16 protein-coding genes are annotated in these 17,338 nt (G+C 46.8%); 4 read left to right on the forward strand and 12 right to left on the reverse strand.

Features of this window, described 5'->3' with window-relative positions; translation table 11 throughout:
* Nucleotides 1–98 precede the first annotated feature (98 nt).
* Nucleotides 99–1,556 carry a 4-hydroxyphenylacetate 3-hydroxylase family protein gene (locus ACFVQB_RS15780; protein ID WP_379440816.1) on the forward strand — a complete coding sequence of 486 codons (1,458 nt, stop codon included), beginning with the start codon at nt 99–101 and terminating at the stop codon, nt 1,554–1,556.
* 22 nt (nt 1,557–1,578) lie between these two features.
* Here ACFVQB_RS15780 and ACFVQB_RS15785 read toward each other — a convergent pair whose 3' ends face one another.
* The 3 genes from ACFVQB_RS15785 to ACFVQB_RS15795 are packed head-to-tail and all read right to left on the reverse strand — an operon-like array spanning nt 1,579 to nt 3,458.
* Entirely contained in the window at nt 1,579–2,145 is a 567-nt protein-coding gene (locus tag ACFVQB_RS15785; protein WP_379440818.1) for a nitroreductase family protein, read from the reverse strand.
* A 50-nt stretch (nt 2,146–2,195) separates the two neighbouring features.
* A complete protein-coding gene (locus ACFVQB_RS15790; RefSeq protein ID WP_379440821.1) occupies nt 2,196–2,999 on the reverse strand; it encodes a hypothetical protein in 804 nt (267 codons plus the stop codon).
* Nucleotides 3,000–3,005: 6 nt separating this feature from the next.
* Complete coding sequence (locus ACFVQB_RS15795) at nt 3,006–3,458, reverse strand: flavodoxin (protein WP_379440824.1); 453 nt, start codon at nt 3,456–3,458, stop codon at nt 3,006–3,008.
* A gap of 262 nt (nt 3,459–3,720) precedes the next feature.
* Between ACFVQB_RS15795 and ACFVQB_RS15800 the strand changes: the two genes are divergently transcribed.
* From ACFVQB_RS15800 to ACFVQB_RS15810, 3 genes are all read left to right on the forward strand, one after another.
* Complete coding sequence (locus tag ACFVQB_RS15800; protein WP_024630567.1) at nt 3,721–4,584, forward strand: class I SAM-dependent methyltransferase; 864 nt, start codon at nt 3,721–3,723, stop codon at nt 4,582–4,584.
* A 2-nt stretch (nt 4,585–4,586) separates the two neighbouring features.
* Nucleotides 4,587–5,318: an RluA family pseudouridine synthase gene (locus ACFVQB_RS15805; protein WP_379440828.1), complete on the forward strand. Its 732-nt coding sequence runs from the start codon at nt 4,587–4,589 to the stop codon at nt 5,316–5,318.
* Between the two features lie 112 nt (nt 5,319–5,430).
* Nucleotides 5,431–5,775 (forward strand): MGMT family protein, encoded by a 345-nt coding sequence (locus ACFVQB_RS15810; RefSeq protein ID WP_379440831.1) that lies wholly within the window; start codon nt 5,431–5,433, stop codon nt 5,773–5,775.
* 112 nt (nt 5,776–5,887) lie between these two features.
* On the opposite strand, the gene ACFVQB_RS15815 is transcribed toward ACFVQB_RS15810, so the two are convergent.
* From ACFVQB_RS15815 to ACFVQB_RS15855, 9 genes are all read right to left on the reverse strand, one after another.
* A complete protein-coding gene (locus ACFVQB_RS15815; RefSeq protein WP_379440834.1) occupies nt 5,888–7,399 on the reverse strand; it encodes a DHA2 family efflux MFS transporter permease subunit in 1,512 nt (503 codons plus the stop codon).
* A complete protein-coding gene (locus tag ACFVQB_RS15820; protein WP_379440837.1) occupies nt 7,396–7,842 on the reverse strand; it encodes a MarR family winged helix-turn-helix transcriptional regulator in 447 nt (148 codons plus the stop codon). The genes ACFVQB_RS15815 and ACFVQB_RS15820 overlap by 4 nt, the downstream gene beginning before the upstream one ends.
* A 242-nt stretch (nt 7,843–8,084) precedes the next feature.
* On the reverse strand, nt 8,085–8,522 hold the full coding sequence (locus ACFVQB_RS15825) for a MarR family winged helix-turn-helix transcriptional regulator (RefSeq protein WP_379440840.1): 438 nt from the start codon (nt 8,520–8,522) through the stop codon (nt 8,085–8,087).
* Nucleotides 8,523–8,751: 229 nt separating this feature from the next.
* On the reverse strand, nt 8,752–11,214 hold the full coding sequence (gyrA, locus tag ACFVQB_RS15830) for a DNA gyrase subunit A (RefSeq protein WP_379440844.1): 2,463 nt from the start codon (nt 11,212–11,214) through the stop codon (nt 8,752–8,754).
* A gap of 12 nt (nt 11,215–11,226) precedes the next feature.
* Nucleotides 11,227–13,206, reverse strand: a complete 1,980-nt coding sequence (gene parE / locus ACFVQB_RS15835; protein WP_024630574.1) for a DNA topoisomerase IV subunit B — start codon at nt 13,204–13,206, stop codon at nt 11,227–11,229.
* 76 nt (nt 13,207–13,282) lie between these two features.
* The gene (locus tag ACFVQB_RS15840; protein WP_024630575.1) at nt 13,283–14,272 is read right to left on the reverse strand and encodes an ABC transporter permease; all 990 of its coding nucleotides are present in this window, start codon (nt 14,270–14,272) and stop codon (nt 13,283–13,285) included.
* On the reverse strand, nt 14,265–15,230 hold the full coding sequence (locus ACFVQB_RS15845; protein ID WP_379440849.1) for an ABC transporter ATP-binding protein: 966 nt from the start codon (nt 15,228–15,230) through the stop codon (nt 14,265–14,267). The genes ACFVQB_RS15840 and ACFVQB_RS15845 overlap by 8 nt, the downstream gene beginning before the upstream one ends.
* On the reverse strand, nt 15,231–16,097 hold the full coding sequence (locus ACFVQB_RS15850) for a GDSL-type esterase/lipase family protein (protein ID WP_379440852.1): 867 nt from the start codon (nt 16,095–16,097) through the stop codon (nt 15,231–15,233).
* A 246-nt stretch (nt 16,098–16,343) separates the two neighbouring features.
* A complete protein-coding gene (locus ACFVQB_RS15855; RefSeq protein ID WP_379440855.1) occupies nt 16,344–17,114 on the reverse strand; it encodes a CAP domain-containing protein in 771 nt (256 codons plus the stop codon).
* Nucleotides 17,115–17,338: the final 224 nt, after the last annotated feature.

The following is a 17,338-nucleotide window of genomic DNA, read 5'->3' on the forward strand; positions in this document are numbered from 1 at the left end:
AACTTCCCTCTCTTCATGCACATTGGACTGCCTATTGACGTACACTACGAGAGCAGTCAAACTGCCCATGAACGAATAGATCATAGAGGTGAGTAACGATGCCCGTAAAAAGTGGCAAACAGTATATCGAACGTATCGATGCCCAGACGGTCCCATGCTGGTACAAAGGAGAGCTTGTTACTGGAAAACGTTCTGAACATTTTGCGTTTGCAGGTTTGATGGAAACGCAAGCCAAGCTGTACGATCTTCAGTCCGATCCACATTTGATCGATACGATGACTTATGCATCCCCAGCTGACGGAAAACCAGTCGGTATGTCCTTTCTGCCTCCAACCAGTGTGGATGACCTACGCAGACGCCGAGAAGCAATGAACATTTGGTCAGGGACTCACCATGGTTTTCTGGGACGATCACCCGATTATATGAACACAGCAATTATGGCCTTTTATACTGGAGCAGATATTCTTGAAGAAGCATCACCACAATACGCCGAAAATCTGAGAAACTACTATGCCTACTGCCGGGATAATGATATTACCCTCTCCCATGCCTTTATCCAGCCTCATGCCAGTAAAATTTCGGGACAATTGGACACGACCGAAGATGCCATTGCCGCCAAAGTGGTTGAGCGCACTGAAGAAGGTCTGATCATCAATGGTGCATTCATGATGGCTACCCAGGCTGCCACATCAGACGAAATCCTGGTGTATCCTTCCCCTTCACCTGCACCGTTCGACGATGAAAATCCGTTCGCTTTTGCCTTTGCTGTACCGAATGACCTGCCCGGAATTAGCCTGATCTGCCGGGATACCTACGCAGCCGAATCCAATTTCAACTATCCACTCAGTTCCAGGTATGAAGAGATGGACAACATCGTCATTTTTGATCATGTGCTTGTTCCTCATGAACGGATATTCTTCGCCGGCAATGAGGAAATGTCCGGCCGCCTCTTTAGCGGAAGCCATTTTCACATTCACGCAGGACATCAGGTCATATGCCGGTATATTGCCAAAACGGAATTTGTCCTGGGCATCATTCAGCTACTCGCGGACACACTCGACCAAGCTGCCGAAACTCATGTGGTGGAGAAAACAGCCAGGGTACTGTCCAGCCTTGAAACGTTAAAAGCACTGGCTCTGGCATCAGAAGCCGGTGCTATAACAGATGGACGGGGATTTGTATTACCTGCTCCCAAACCATTAATGGCAGCAAATCTTATTTTCCCCAAGCTGTATCCTGAGATGATTGAAATCTTGCAGCTCTTGGGTTCCAGCGGCGTAATTATGGTGCCACAGGAAGAAGACTTCCGCTCCGATATCGCGCCACACCTGGATATGTACCTGAGAGGAACCGACATGGTATCCCAAGAACGCACAGCGCTGTTCCGCCTGATCTGGGAGCTGGGAGCAGGATCTTTTGGAGGTAGACAGACCCAGTTTGAACGGTTCTTTTTTGGCAACACGATCACCGTGTCGAACCGGCTGTACTCAGCATGCTCCGCAGATCAATCGTATCGTCAGCTTGTTCGTAATTTTATTGCCAAGACCGGGAAATAAGAATGAGGAATGATCCCCTCGTTTAAACCAGATGGTCGTAGACCGTCATCAGTTCAGAGGCTGGTCTGCCTGCGTCGGTGCCCCGAAGTGCAGACTGGTCTCCGTAACCGATGTGGAATACACCCAATACCTTTTCTTCACTCGTTAAACCCATCAAATTCATAAACACGGGATGCTGTTGATAATCATTGATCTTCCAGACGGCATTCAAGCCTTGTTCAGCTGCCAAGATGCAAAAACGTTTGCTCCAGGCTTTTGCAGGCAATAAATGGTCCTCCCTGGCACTTGAAGGGGCGACAACAACCAGATGTGCCGGAATAGCTTCTGTATATTGATATGTAGCCCAGTCCCCGTAACGATCTGCCAAATGTGGTGGGTAACTCTGTCTGACCGCCTCCAGATACAGTTGACGTCCTTCACTGGCGAACAACATAAACCGCCAAGGCTCTGAACTCATCACATATAAAGATGGATCTGCTTCATCCAGCAACCGTCTTATAACCGACTGTGGCACAGGCAACGGGCTGAATTCACAAGTTCCTGTACGTTTCTTGCCGCTTGCTGCATCTTGTCTTAAACCGGTAGACATGGCTCATCCCTCCTTAATCTGCACGATATATCACAACATCCCCTAAGTCTTCACATCAACCAGTTTTTTTTCGGTTCAGTCTCACTTCTCCACCGATCGACCTCTTCATGAACTCTCGCTTTGTCCCGTACCGTAAATTGGTCAGATTCCACCTTCTCTGTGCTCGGAATGCTGTCCCGAATCAGACGAATATAATCCATCGATCGGACAAGCGATTGACGTCCCGGGATATATCGAATCTTGCGACCTTCAAGCAAACAATAGATTTCGATCATGCCCGGCAGATTGCCAAATGCTTCCCAGCAGAACACGCTCACCATATGCTGGAACGCCTCAACCACGTTTGGATCATGGACAACCATATATTTTTGGATGAGCAGCGAATCCCAGCCCTCTGGCTGCCAGGCAGCCTGGAAGATCATGGACAGATGCATCGACAAGGTAGGAAGCTCCGTTCTCCATTGTTCAAACAGAATGGTCGGATGCTTCAAATCATCGTTCATGGCAATTGCAAGGGATAATTCATCCGTAATTTTGTTTTTTACATCCCAGTAATGAAGTACCGATTCAAATCCGGTTGCCTTTCTAGGCCACCACTTTTCGAGTAAATATTGTACAGGCACCTCTTTGCGCACTTCCGGGTCCATACTGTAAAAAGCATTAACTGCATGGCTGACTGCATATTGTACACGGTGTCTCCATTGCAGCGGTGAGCGCTGTTCAGCCTCCGGTTCCGGGCGGATGAACCGATGCGGGTTGCGCAGCATCTCTTCCAATCTGTAATCTTCAAGCAGCCGTACCGGGGTGTCTGACATTCCCGGCTGCAGAGCTGCCTGAACATTATGTCTTAACATGAGTCCTTAGGACACCTGTAATCCGGCAGCAGCAAAACGTTTGCCAAAGTCACGGCACGTATCCTTCTCCTGCTCCATCGGACTGTATTCAATCTTCAGCATCTCTGGAGATACCTCCGCCCCACGTTCCAGCAGCTTCGCTGCTGTGAGATCAACGGCTCCACAATACTGCTCGTAAGAAGTATCTCCACTTCCGAACACCGCTGCCCGTTTGCCACTCAGATCAAGCTCATCCAGCTCTTCGTAAAAATCGAGGAATTCATCCGGCAGTTCACCGTCTCCCCACGTGTATACTCCAATGAGAAACCCGTCATAATCAAGCACATCAGCTGCGTTGCAATCCGTTACGGACTTGAGATCCACTTCATGCCCACCTTGTTTAATTCCTTCGACGATCAGTTCCGCAATCTCTTCCGTATTTCCTGTCATACTTGCATAAGCCACTAACAATTTAGCCATCTATTTTTCCCTCACTTTTTATTGATCATGTCATACTGTTCCTGAAGAAGTAACATTTGAATTTATCAAAATCATATGTGATAATGATTATCATTGTCAAATTAAATTTTCACTCGCTTTCAATTTCAGTATATGGTGATGAACCAAATTCAACACCACGAAAAGCGCTTCACCCTTTCAGGCGCCCACCACAACTGGCGTACAGGCCCTTTTTTGTTGTACAATAGTATCCAAATGACTTTTGAAGGATGGATAAATCATTATGTACGTAGCTAAGAACTGGAAGGACTATGAAGTAATCGATACAGGGGGCGGCGAAAAGCTGGAGCGTTGGGGCGATGTGATTTTGCGCAGACCCGACCCACAGATCATTTGGCCCCTTGAAAAAGAAACCAATGAATGGCGCCAGGTTCACGGCCATTATCATCGCAGTTCTTCGGGCGGCGGCAGCTGGGATATGAAAAAACCAATCCCGGAACGCTGGACCATTGGATACGAGAACCTGAAGTTTCATATTAAACCAACCAGCTTCAAACATACCGGTCTGTTCCCTGAACAAGCGGCCAACTGGAGCTGGATGATGGATAAAATTGCTGGAGCAGGCCGTCCCATCTCTGTACTGAACCTGTTTGCGTATACTGGTGGTGCAACAGTTGCTGCTGCTTATGCCGGAGCTTCAGTTGTCCACGTGGATGCGGCTAAAGGCATGGTGCAGTGGGCCAAAGAGAATGTTCAGTTATCTGGCCTCGCGGATCGTCCTGTTCGTTTCATTACAGATGATGTATTCAAATTCGTACAGCGAGAGCAACGTCGCGGCAATCGGTATGACGCAATTATTATGGACCCGCCTTCCTATGGCCGCGGCCCTAACGGAGAGACATGGAAGCTGGAAGAGAACCTCTATCCATTCCTTAAATCCTGTATGGAAATTTTGTCCGATAACCCATTATTCATGCTGGTCAATTCCTACACAACCGGGATTTCGTCTACCGTTCTGCGCAACATGCTGACCATGACGATGTCTGCCCAATACGGCGGTCAAATTACAGCAGGTGAAATTGGTCTTCCAATTACCCGTAGTGGTCTGGATCTGCCATGCGGCATCTTGGGCCGCTGGGAGTCCTGATTATGTCCGACCATTCGCAAGGAACCGGTGATATTCCGATTCTGTTTGAGGACAATCATCTGTTAGGCATTACGAAGCCGGTCAATGTACCTACACAGGAAGATGCATCAGGTGATCCGGATTTGCTTACACTGCTGAAACAGGATTTGAAAGAGCGGTATAACAAACCTGGCAACGTTTATCTCGGATTAGTGCATCGTCTTGACCGCCCCGTTGGTGGTGCGATGATTTTTGCCAAAACATCGAAGGCGGCTTCAAGATTATCCGAGACGGTTCGGGGACGTCATTTCCGCAAAATATATGCGGCTGTTGTACATGGCAAGCTGCCTGCACAGCACGGGACGTTAAAACACACGCTGCTGAAAGATGCGCGTACCAATACCGTTACTGTTGTGCCTAAGGGTACAGCTGGTGGTAAAGATGCTGTGTTGGATTACCAGGTCATTGGCGAAACCGATCGTTACAGTCTGGTTCACATCGAGCTGCACACAGGCAGATCTCATCAGATTCGGGTGCAAATGAAAGAAATGGGCTGCCCGCTGTTCGGAGATCAAAAGTACGGTTCAGGCGTGAATAAGCCCGGACAACAAATTGCTCTCTGGTCTGCCATCGCTGCTTTTCCTCACCCGGTAACGAAGGAAGAAATTGTCCTGCAATCCCTGCCTCCCCGTGATTTCCCATGGGCAGAGTGGCCGGCTGCTGTGTATGATAAAGCATTTAAAGCGGAGCATTAATCGATATTTTTAAAATCAGGATCAGGTCAAATCTGACCGTAAACCGTGTCATCCAGATTCCGTATCTGAATGGCACGGTTTTTTACTCAAATGGAAAGGATACCCAATTAATATGACACCGTTTACGAAACAGGTCGTCGCCATCATCGCAGCAATCCCTGAGGGAAAAGTCATGACCTATGGACAGATTGCCGCTCATGCAGGCAGCCCGAGAGCTGCCAGACAGGTTGTACGCATTCTGCACTCCATGAGCCGGAAGGAGCGCCTTCCCTGGCACCGCGTCGTCAACGCCAAAGGTCTGATTGCCATTCCCGACGAGCATTCACGCCTGATGCAGGAGACGGAGCTTATTAGCGAGGGCGTTGAATTTCAAATGGATGGGAGCATCAACCTCAGACTCTTCGGTCATGATCCTGGTCCTACCTTCCTCCTTGATCCATCGACTGATGAAGAATAAAGTCAAAACAAGGCATAACAAAAAGAGAGTTCAAGCAGTGTGATCTGCCTGAACTCTCTTTTGTATATATAAGACCTTTATTGAATGAATAATAACAGTAATCTAAGTTGATTTATGCTGTTGCATTCACTTTCTGTTGCTCAGTTGTAATAGGTTCAGTAGCCGGTTTTGTTTTACGGATAAAGAACGCCAGCAGTAGTGCAACTACAGTCATCGCGGTTGCTACAACAAACGCATAGTTTACGCCGTAGATGGTTGCATCTGCGGTAGCACGGAGCATTGCAGCCTTATCATCTGTAGCGATTTGGCCTGTAGCCAGGGTATCTGCCAGATGGGATTTCAGCTTACTGCTCATAATCGTAACGAGAATAGCTGTACCAATCGCACCTGCAACCGTACGCAGTGTGTTGGACATCGCTGTACCATGCGCATTCAGACGTTGTGGCAGCTGATTCAGACCTGCTGTTTGAATTGGCATCATCAACATCGACATACCGAACATACGAGCTGTGTAGATAAACATCATGTAACCATAAGTAGTGTCAATCGACAGGCGGCTGAGCCCCCAAGTTGTGATGGCGGTAATTGCAAGACCGGCAACTGACAACCAGCGTGCTCCGACTTTATCGAAGATGCGACCTGTAATTGGAGACATAATCCCCATCAGGATGGCGCCTGGCATCATCAACAAACCAGATTCAATCGGTGAGAATCCACGAATATTTTGCAGGAAAATCGGAAGCAGAATCATACCGGCAAACATCGCCATCGTAACGAGCATGTTTATGATCGTTGTTAAAGTATACATGTTGTATTTGAAAATACGGAACTCCAAAAGCGGATGATCGGTTGTCATCTGTCTAATAACGAACAGGATCAGGGATATGGCCCCTACGACCAGACAAGCAATAACAATTGCACTGCCCCATCCGTCTGTACCCGCATCACTGAAGCCGTACAACAAGCTACCAAAACCGAGTGTGGATAAAATAACACCTGGATAGTCCAATTTAGGTTTAGATTGACGTGTTACATTTTTGACAAAAGCAATACCGATTGCAGTTGCAATAACGGAGAATGGCAAAATGATATAGAACAACAGTCTCCAAGAATAATGCTCAACCACATAACCTGACAACGTCGGTCCAATGGCCGGAGCGAGAATCATCGCGATCCCCATCGTACCCATAGCCTGACCACGCTTCTCAATCGGGAAGATCGTCAAGAATACAACCGTCATCAGAGGCATCAGGATACCTGCACCTGCCGCTTGAATAACACGACCTACCATCAGGATACCAAAGTTCGGACTTAAACCACAGACCAAGGTTCCTATTGTAAATAGCGTCATGGCTGTAATAAAAATTTGACGTGTCGAGAATTTCGCGATCAGATACGCCGTAACCGGAATCAACACACCATTGACGAGCATATAACCCGTTGTCAACCATTGGGCTTTATTCGCTCCGATGCCGAGATCCTCCATAATTTTAGGAAGAGCTACGTTCATCAAAGTTTGGTTCAGGAAGGCGACGAATGCACCGATTAACAATGCGGCCACAATCGGGCCTTTCTTAATGTTGTCCATCGCTGAGGATGGCGCTGCTGCTGCAGTAGTACTCATTGGTTGTTCATCTCTCTTCCTTCTAACTTTTCAATCATTTGATTATGAATTCTTAGCAGGTGCTCAAGGTCTTCCTTCGGGATATCCAGAATGGGTGACACTCGCTCCATCCACAAATGGTGTGTTTCCTGCTGGGCCTTTTCCCCTTTGTCCGTAATCTGAAGCCTTACGGATCGCCGGTCCGAGTCAGAACGTGTTCGAACAATGTACTCCCCCTTGACCAGACGCTCCACCACAGCGCTCATGGAGCTGCTGCCCATATGACAGAGTTCAGCCACTTCATTGATACCGATAGAAGGACGCTCCTTCAAAATGGATAACACCATAAATTGAATCGAAGTGAGCTCAATTTCCTTGTTTTCATTCCAGAATGCCCGGAAGAGCATTTGATTGACCTGCCGAAACGAATTAATAATGTAGAATACTTCGTATGTGTCAGACATTAATTCACCCTTTTTACTTATGGAATATAATATTTCGTACACGAAATATCAGGGGAACAATTACTTATTATAACAAAAATATTTACATAGTCAACTCTTTACATATAAAATTTTAGAAATTATTCTTAGTCCTCCATAGCAGGCAAAACTCTTTAAAGTATACATCAATAAAAAATAACCACAGCCCTCCTGCATTTTAAGCAAGAGTTCTATGGTTACCAGTATTCGTGCCTCCATCGTCATTAAGATGTGGACAAGACATGCTCTTTTGTTTTTGGTGCCGTCATTTTGCCTAATAGATAAACCAGCAATTGCTGGTTATGCATTGAAATATTGCTGAGAACCGAATTCATAAATTCGTTGCGAATCGTGATTCCCCGTTCGGTCTCCATGCGTCCCTTATCAGATAGGGATACCCATACAATTCGTCGATCCTGATTATCCCGATCCCGGCGAATCAGTCCGTTTTTCTCCATACGATCCAACAACATCGTTACTGCTGCGGGTGTTGTAGCCAAAAAAGGAATCAGATCGGATGGCTTCATCTTCTCGTGATCCTCAAGAACCTCCAGTACGGCCAGCTGTGCCTCTGTTAACGACGGTGCCAGCTCATGATCCATATGCAGCTTGTAGTCCTTGGTCAGCCTTGACCAGCACTTGGCAAAATCGGAATTATACATCTTGAATCGCTCCCTTCTGCAACCGGTTATCACTTCACCTGCTTAAGTTTTCGCCCTTCAAAGCCGCATTCCTGCTGCCTTTTTTCAATTTCCCAGCGATCGACCGTAATCGACGAAGGTTGTTAAACTTCGCATGGAGGTCCTCTTTTAATCCGCGTCTGAACAACAAAATAAGACTCTTCACATGACAGGTTTCCCTGCTCTGCAAAGAGTCTTCGTTGAATCCTTATTAGGAGGAAGAAGCTGCCTGATTCTCTGCGAGATCCATGATAAGCTCCACAATTTCATCCTGTTTGTCCACATGCACAAGCAATTTACCGATATGTTTCCGTTCAGTAATAGGTACAGCCTCGGAAGAAATATGATGTGATTGACCTTCCTTGGTCATCACCGTTACATTCCGTTGTTCCCTGCAATAGAACGCTCCGGCAATTCGGCTACCGTTCGGTTTCACCCGTTTGCCTTCCTTGAACTCAAATGTTGCCAGTCCCTTGCCGCCACGGCTCTGCAGAGCATAATCCAGCAGCAACGAACGTTTGCCATAACCCAAGTCAGACAATATAGCAACCTCGCCTTCATCGCCTTCCACCCACAGAACAGAAACGACTTCATCCGTTTCTCTTAACTGAATACCTCGTACGCCTCCAGACACACGTCCCATCGGATTCACTTCATCCTCACGGAAACGGATCGCCATGGCCTCTTTGGTGATCAGCATGATATCCTTGCCACCTGTACTTAGATGAACCGATAATACCTCATCATCCTTGCCGACTTTGCAGGCTGCCACTGCGCCCGATCGCTTGGTGACGTATTCCTTCAGCTCGGTGCGTTTAACCTGTCCTTTGCGTGTGACAAAGACCAAACTGTGGTCCGGTTCTTCGAAGGATTTAACGGCAAGCACACTTGAGATCCGATCATCTTTTGCCAAAGGAATGACGTTGACGATCGCCGTCCCCGGATCTTTCCACTTGAATTCCGGCACCTGATGCACAGGTAACAGGAAATACTGGCCTTTCTTCGTAAATACCAGCAGGTTCTCAAGCGTGTTAACTTCAAGGACCTGAGCGATATAATCGCCTTCCTTCACACCACTTGCGTTACGTTCCCCGCCGGATCGTGTGAATGATTGCATGCCTGTTCGCTTGATGTATCCCTCTTTGGACAATGTGACAAATACATCTTCTGCGTTCACCAGTACTTCCAGATTAACCTTGAGTTCTTCTACTTCGCCCTGAATGGCTGAGCGACGGTCAATTCCGTATTTCTCACGAATCTCCATCAGCTCTTTGCGGATGACTCCGATCAGCTTGCGGTCACTATCCAGAATGGAGCGTAATTGCGCGATCTTCTTCATCAGTTCGCCAAGTTCCTTTTCCAGAGAAGTAATCTCCAGATTGGTCAATCGGTATAATTGCAAAGTCAGAATGGAATCCGCCTGGCGTTCGGAGAAACCAAACATCCACATCAGGTTATTTTGAGCATCCTGACGGTTCTTCGACGCTTTGATCGCCGCAATGACCTCATCAAGGATGTTGAGAGCTTTGACCAGACCTTCCAGGACATGTGCACGGTCTTCCGCCTTCTCCAGCTCAAAGCGGGTACGGAACGTCACAACTTCACGCTGGTGGGCAATATAAGCCTCGAGGATTGATTTCAATCCCAATTGCTGAGGAGCTTTATTAACAATCGCAACCATGTTGAAGTTATAAGTGACCTGAAGATCGGTTTTCTTCAGCAAATAAGCCAAAATACCTTGTGCATCTGCTTCTTTTTTCAGCTCAACCACGATTCGCAGGCCTTCACGCCCACTCTCATCCCGCACTTCGGCAATTCCTTCAACCTTTTTCTCCAGTCGAATGTTCTCCATCGCTGTAACCAGACGGGATTTTACGACCTGGTAAGGAATCTCGGTAATCACGATTTGCTGTTTGCCACCGCGCATATTCTCAATGTCGGTTTTGGACCGGAGATAGATCCGCCCTTTACCTGTGCGATAGGCATCCAGAATTCCGTCGCCGCCCATGATTAATCCACCTGTCGGAAAATCCGGACCTTTCATGAACATCATGATCTCATCCAGTTCAATCGACGGCTTCTCCATCACGGCAATACAAGCATCAATGGTTTCACGCAAATTATGTGGAGGGATCTCCGTTGCAAATCCTGACGATATCCCACTTACACCATTGACCAGCAGGTTCGGATAACGCGATGGTAATACAACCGGTTCTTTGGCCGTATTATCAAAATTATCCTTAAACAGAACAGTCCGTTTCTCGATATCGCGAAGCATCTCCATTGCGATGGGCGACAAACGGGCCTCCGTATACCGCATGGCCGCTGCCGGGTCATCATCCTGTGACCCCCAGTTTCCATGACCGTCCACGAGCATATGCCCCATTTTCCATGGCTGTGCCATCCGTACCATACCATCATAGATAGAGGAATCCCCGTGAGGATGGTAGTTACCCATAACATCCCCAACTGTTTTTGCGGACTTCCGATATGGTTTCTCCGGTGTATTACCTGAATCGTACATGGCGTAAAGAATACGCCGCTGCACCGGCTTCAATCCATCCCGTACATCGGGAATGGCCCGGTCCTGAATAATGTATTTGGAGTAGCGACCGAAACGGTCACCTACGACCTCTTCGAGAAAGGCCGGCATAAATTGTTCTGATAGACTCATTCCAAGCACCTTCTATTCTTCGTACTCTGTAAAGTCGACGTTCTCTACAATCCAGCGTTTGCGCGGATCAACCTTATCACCCATGAGAGTAGATACACGACGTTCCGCTTTTGCTGCATCGACAATTTCTACCTTGAGCAATGCGCGAGTTTCCGGGTTCATCGTTGTCTCCCACAGTTGATCCGGGTTCATCTCACCAAGTCCTTTATAACGTTGAAGCTCCACATTGTTCCCAAATTCTTTCATATAATTCGCCAGCTCTTCATCAGTCCAGGCGTAACGCACACTAGCCATTTTGCCGGATTTGCGTGTCAGCTTGTACAGTGGTGGCTGAGCGATATATATTTTGCCTGCATCAATGAGCGGTTTCATATAGCGGTAGAAGAAAGTCAGCAACAGTACCTGAATATGTGCGCCATCCGTGTCGGCATCCGTCATAATTATGATTTTGGAATAATTGCTGTCTTCAACTGCGAATTCCGTTCCAATACCTGCACCGATCGCGGATGTAATGGCACGGTATTCTTCATTTTTGAGAATATCGGCCAATTTCGCTTTTTCCGGATTGAGCGGTTTACCCTTAAGCGGGAGTATCGCCTGGATCTTGGAGTCACGTCCCTGTTTGGCTGAACCACCTGCGGAATCCCCTTCGACGATAAACAGTTCATTCCGGGTAAAATCCTTGGATTGTGCCGGGGTCAGTTTGCCGTTCAGGTTGGAGCTTTCACTGCGTTTTTTGCCGGTCCGCATCTCATCGCGAGCTTTTCGTGCAGCTTCTCTGGCTCTGGAGGCCTGAACTGCTTTGCGAATCAACGTTTGCGCGACCTGCGGATTTTCTTCCAAAAACCGCTGGATATTTTCAGACACGACGGAATCCACTGCGCTTCGCGCGGAAGCGCTACCGAGTTGATCCTTCGTTTGTCCTACGAATTCAACCTCCGACATTTTGACACTAATGACCGCCATCATGCCTTCACGAAGATCATTACCTTCGAGGTTTTTATCTTTTTCCTTAATCATGCTGGTACGCCGTGCGTAGTCATTCATCACACGTGTATAAGCTGCTCTAAATCCGGTCTCATGTGTACCGCCGCCCCTAGTGGGAATTGAGTTTACGAATGACGCCAGCGTTTCCGTATAACCCGCGTTATACTGGATCGCCACTTCGACCTCAATGTCATCCTTCTCCGCATAGAAGTGAATGACATCATGCAGTACATCTTTATTTTCGTTAAGAAAAGCAACAAACTGGCTTGCTCCGCCTTCGTACATGTACTCATCCTGATTGCCTGAACGTTCGTCCTTGAGCACAATTCTCAGACCCGAATTCAGAAAAGCAATCTCCTGAAGACGTTCTGCCAGTGTATCATAATTCAATTGAATGCCGTTCTGAAACACCCGAATATCCGGTTTAAACGTAACTTTTGTTCCCGTTCGATTGGTATTGCCCAATACTTCGAGACCAGACACTGGTTCTCCGACATGCTCAACGCCTTTTTTGTCCTGCCAATACTCGAATCGTTGACGATGAATCTTGCCATCACGGAAAATCTCGACTTCAAGCCATTCGGACAATGCGTTCGTAACTGACGCACCTACACCGTGCAAACCGCCTGATTTTTTGTATCCTGATCCACCGAACTTTCCGCCTGCGTGCAAAATCGTAAACACGACCTGGGGAGTAGGAATCCCTGTTTTATGTATACCTGTCGGAATTCCCCTTCCGTTATCCTGAACCGTAATAGAACCGTCCTTATGCAGCGTGATATCGATTTTGGAGCAGAATTTGGCGAGATGTTCGTCGACAGCGTTGTCCACGATTTCCCATACCAAATGATGTAGACCCGAAGCACTGGTGCTGCCGATGTACATACCCGGCCGTTTCCGTACCGCTACCAGTCCTTCAAGTACTTGAATGTCGTCCGCGTCGTAGCCTGAAGACCCTTGTCCTCCGCCTGTCGAACCTGCCGACATATCGATTTGCTCGACCATTCATGCTCCCCCTTCTTAACTTGCAACTAAAAAAATGCCTGAAATGCAAACAGATGTTTTCTTATCCTTGTCCATTTTAATTCAAGATATCCCGTTTCGTAAAGACAATGAATGACACAAAGAGTGAAGCAATGCCCCAAACACTAAGCACAATAAGGGAAAAACCTAAATTCATCCCTTCGATTGGTGGCAATCCGCCAGACAAATAATTCGGAAGTTCGAGGTTAACCATGAACAAATATTTGGCTGACTGCCAGGATGCGGCCATACTAGTGAGAATAGTTCCTGCTATGAGTGCTGCCATCATGATGACAATACTTGCTGCTGTACTCCGCACTAATACAGAGACCATGAAGGCAAGCATCGCCACAATTATACTGACGAACCAGATCAGCCCTGCCTGCATCAGCATATACAGCCACTGGTCCACAGCATGGACTGCTGACATATCGACATCTGTACCCACAACCTTGAACCCGGTAAAGATCGGCATGCCGAAACCTTTATATCCGAACACCGCTCCCGAGATGACATAACAGATAATGTACGCCGACACCACAATAATCGACACGAACATAATCAACGTAATGAGCTTACTCAGCAACACTTTCCAACGTTTGACCGGACGGGTCAGAAGCATTTTAATCGTACCTGTGGTGCGCTCACCTGATACCAGATCCGAAGCAATCGCCATAATGAGCAGTGGTATAAACAATCCAACGGCGTTATTCATGAATTCCCGCGTAAAAGTTACACCGCCAGGCTCCTTCGGATTGATGTCATTCTCCAGATAGTATTGCATTTGCTGGATGTACACAGTCCTATACTTTTTGTATTCTTCAGGTACCCGGTCACTGCCAAGCGAGTTCTGATTATCCGTAATGGCTTGCTGCAGCTCAAGCCGCCAGTCGCCGCCAAACTTATCACGATTATTTTCCGCAGATTTCATCTGGGCATACGTAAACATCGGAACCAGGACCGCGAGTACGATAAAAATAATATAAAGACGTTTTTTCTTTACCATCTTGATCGTTTCGTTTCGGATCAGCGGCATGATGTTACTCAATGGATTCACCTTCTGTCATTTTTAAGAATAGCTGTTCCAGCGTAGGCTGAATCCGTTGCACACCTTCAACTTGGATGCCGGCTTGCACCATTTGCTGCACCAGAGCCGGAATCCGATCTTCATGCATTTCAGCAACGACAGCATTGGGACCAAGCCCTGCAACGATGGTATCATCCATAACATCAGCAGGCCGGTCCACCAGGGAAACACCTGCATCCAGCAGCATTTTTTTACCTTCTTCCAGCGGAGTAACATGCCATATCGCCAATTTAGAATGGTCTTCGATCAGTTCATTGACACCGCCAACTGCCAGCACGCGCCCTGCACTGATAATTGCGACCCTGTCACAGAGAAGCTGAATCTCACTGAGCAAATGACTGCTAACGAATACAGCCATGCCTTCACTTGCAAGCTGTTTGATAAAGACACGAAGTTCCTTAATCCCTTTGGGATCAAGTCCGTTCGTTGGCTCATCCAGAATCAGCAGCCGCGGGCGTCCAAGCAATGCCTGTGCAATGCCAAGCCGTTGACGCATCCCCAGAGAGTAGGTTCTTACTTTATCATGAATCCGCTGATCAAGGCGTACAATATCCACAACTTCCTGAATACGGTCATTATCCACGCCGGGCTGCATCCGGGCAAAATGCTCAAGATTCTCCCATCCTGTCAAATACGTGTACACTTCCGGATTTTCAACAATGGAACCCACGTATTTCAGGGCCCGTTCAGGATCACGATTGACATCATAACCACAGACTTGAATTTTACCTTCTGTTGGTTTAATCAGATCGACTAACATCCGAATGGTTGTTGTCTTCCCGGCACCATTGGGTCCCAGAAAACCAAAAATTTCGCCTGGTTTGACGTCAAAAGTGACATCCTTAATGATCCACTTGCGTCCAATCCTTTTTTTCAGATGCTGCACGGACAATACGGAATCAGTCTGTTCTTGTGCCATTTATTTTCCGCTCCCTTCTGCTGGAGTCTCTGCCTGATATTCCTGTGCAATCCGAACCGCAATTTGCTCGTAGCCTTCTCCATTGGGATGAAAATGATCGGACGACAGATACTGTCCCAGATGATTTTCAAACAGATCAAATGTAGGCACGAGTGTCATCTTGTCCTCGTTGTTCAGAACCTTCATTGCAGCATCGTTCCATGCAGCTACAACCGCATTTCCCGGCTCTTTGAGTTCCTTCACATCTCCAAACGGATTGTATAGCCCTATGTAGGCAATCTGTGCATCAGGGTTAATTTCTTTCACCTTCTTCAAAATCTCCTGCAAACGCTTCGACGTCTCCGGTAATGCCGCAGCTAGTGACTCTGCCGTTGGTGCGTCTTCTCCCTGAAAAACTTGCCCACTCTGGAATAGATCATTGGCTCCGACCGACAACAGAATAAAGTTGGATTGTTGTAAAACATAACGTACACCCTGTTCATCTAGTTTGCTAAACAATGCATCTGTTCTCAAACCATTCACACCCATATTGTTCAGCACCTGCACATCATATCCCTGATCCTTGAGCAAATTACCAGCCCGTCTTACAAAACCAAGCCCTTCATCATCCCCCGTACCTCTTGCCAGGGAATCACCGATCACAGCCATTCGAATTTTGCCATCTTTCACCGCAGGCGTTGATTGCCCGCTATCCTTGGCAGGTGTCGTTGTCTGTTGTCCTGTACCTAATTGGGCATCTCCCTCAGGAAAAATGACATCTTTAATGGCGTATCCAAACCCAAATAACAGCAGCAATGTTGTCAACATGGATACTGTGCTAATGGTTCTCCAGATCCATGGCGCTGAATCAAGATTTCTTTTTTTCATTCATCACATCTCCGCTCATGTACACCTGGCCGGGTACCTAAAATTTATAATGATTTTACATTAAGATGACGCTTTTTCTAAATAACATAAATGTTCTGTCGTTAATTTGCAAATTTTGCCGCTATATAAGTGTAATTCGGTGTCCAATACGCTTTTACAAAAAAAAGCTATGTCACGCACAGCTTCGAGCTGTGATGACATAACCTTTTTTTGAACTAAAATCAGAATATTCTTCAATAAAATTAATTAATTACCGATAAATTCTTGAGCCCAATATCCGTTGTAGTATCCAACACCGATTTTCGTAAAGTTTTTGCTCAGGATATTCGCACGGTGGCCTTCGCTATTCATCCAGGCTGTAACAACCTCTTGAGGTGTTTTTTGCCCTTTTGCGATATTCTCGCCAGCATAGCTGTAAGTTACTCCGAATTGTTTCATCATGTCAAACGGAGAACCATAGGTCGGTGATTGGTGATCAAAATAATTGTTGTTGCTCATATCTTTAACTTTGGCTACAGCCACTTTGTCCAACAGAGCATCGGAAGTCAATGCGCTTAGGCCTGCTTTGGCACGTTCAGCGTTCACAAGTTTTACTACCTGAGCTGCAAAACCCGATTGTGTGCTCTCACTGCCACTGTTGCCCGTATTGCCTGTAGTCGTTCCAGTTCCACTATTTGAAGGATCTTTCGGTGTAGTTGCCGGTTTCTCTTCTTGAGTTGGTTTTGCTGGTGTTACTGGTTTTGCTGGTGTTGTCGGTTGAGCAGGTTTAGTAGTTTGTTCAGGCTGTTTTGCAGGCTTCTCTACTGTTGTTTGCCCCTCGCCATTGGATACAGTGTAACCATTATCTTTCAGCCATTGTTCAATGTACGCTTTTAAGCTTTCCGCACTCGTAATTTTATACGTTGTAGTTTTATATGATGCATCTGCAGCAGAAGCGGAAGCAGGGAGCATAACCCCTACGGCGAGTAGGGCTGTCAGACTGCTGGTTACGACGGTTTTCATCCATTTCTTCTTCAAATTCATTCATCTCCTTAGAAATTAGTTATGACAACTTTGTAATTAATACTCTAGGAGTATATCAATTCAATAGTAGATTGTGAACCCATAAATTATGGAAAAGTAACTTTTTTGTCATTTTTACACCCTGTTTCAAATGGGTGTAGACGGTTTATAGTACATTGCACCCTATCCTGCAATCTGCTCTTAAAACGCTGGTATATCAACTAAAACTCCAACCATCA

It is taken from the genome of Paenibacillus sp. NPDC057886 (assembly GCF_042796655.1).
In the GTDB taxonomy this organism is placed as follows: domain Bacteria; phylum Bacillota; class Bacilli; order Paenibacillales; family Paenibacillaceae; genus Paenibacillus.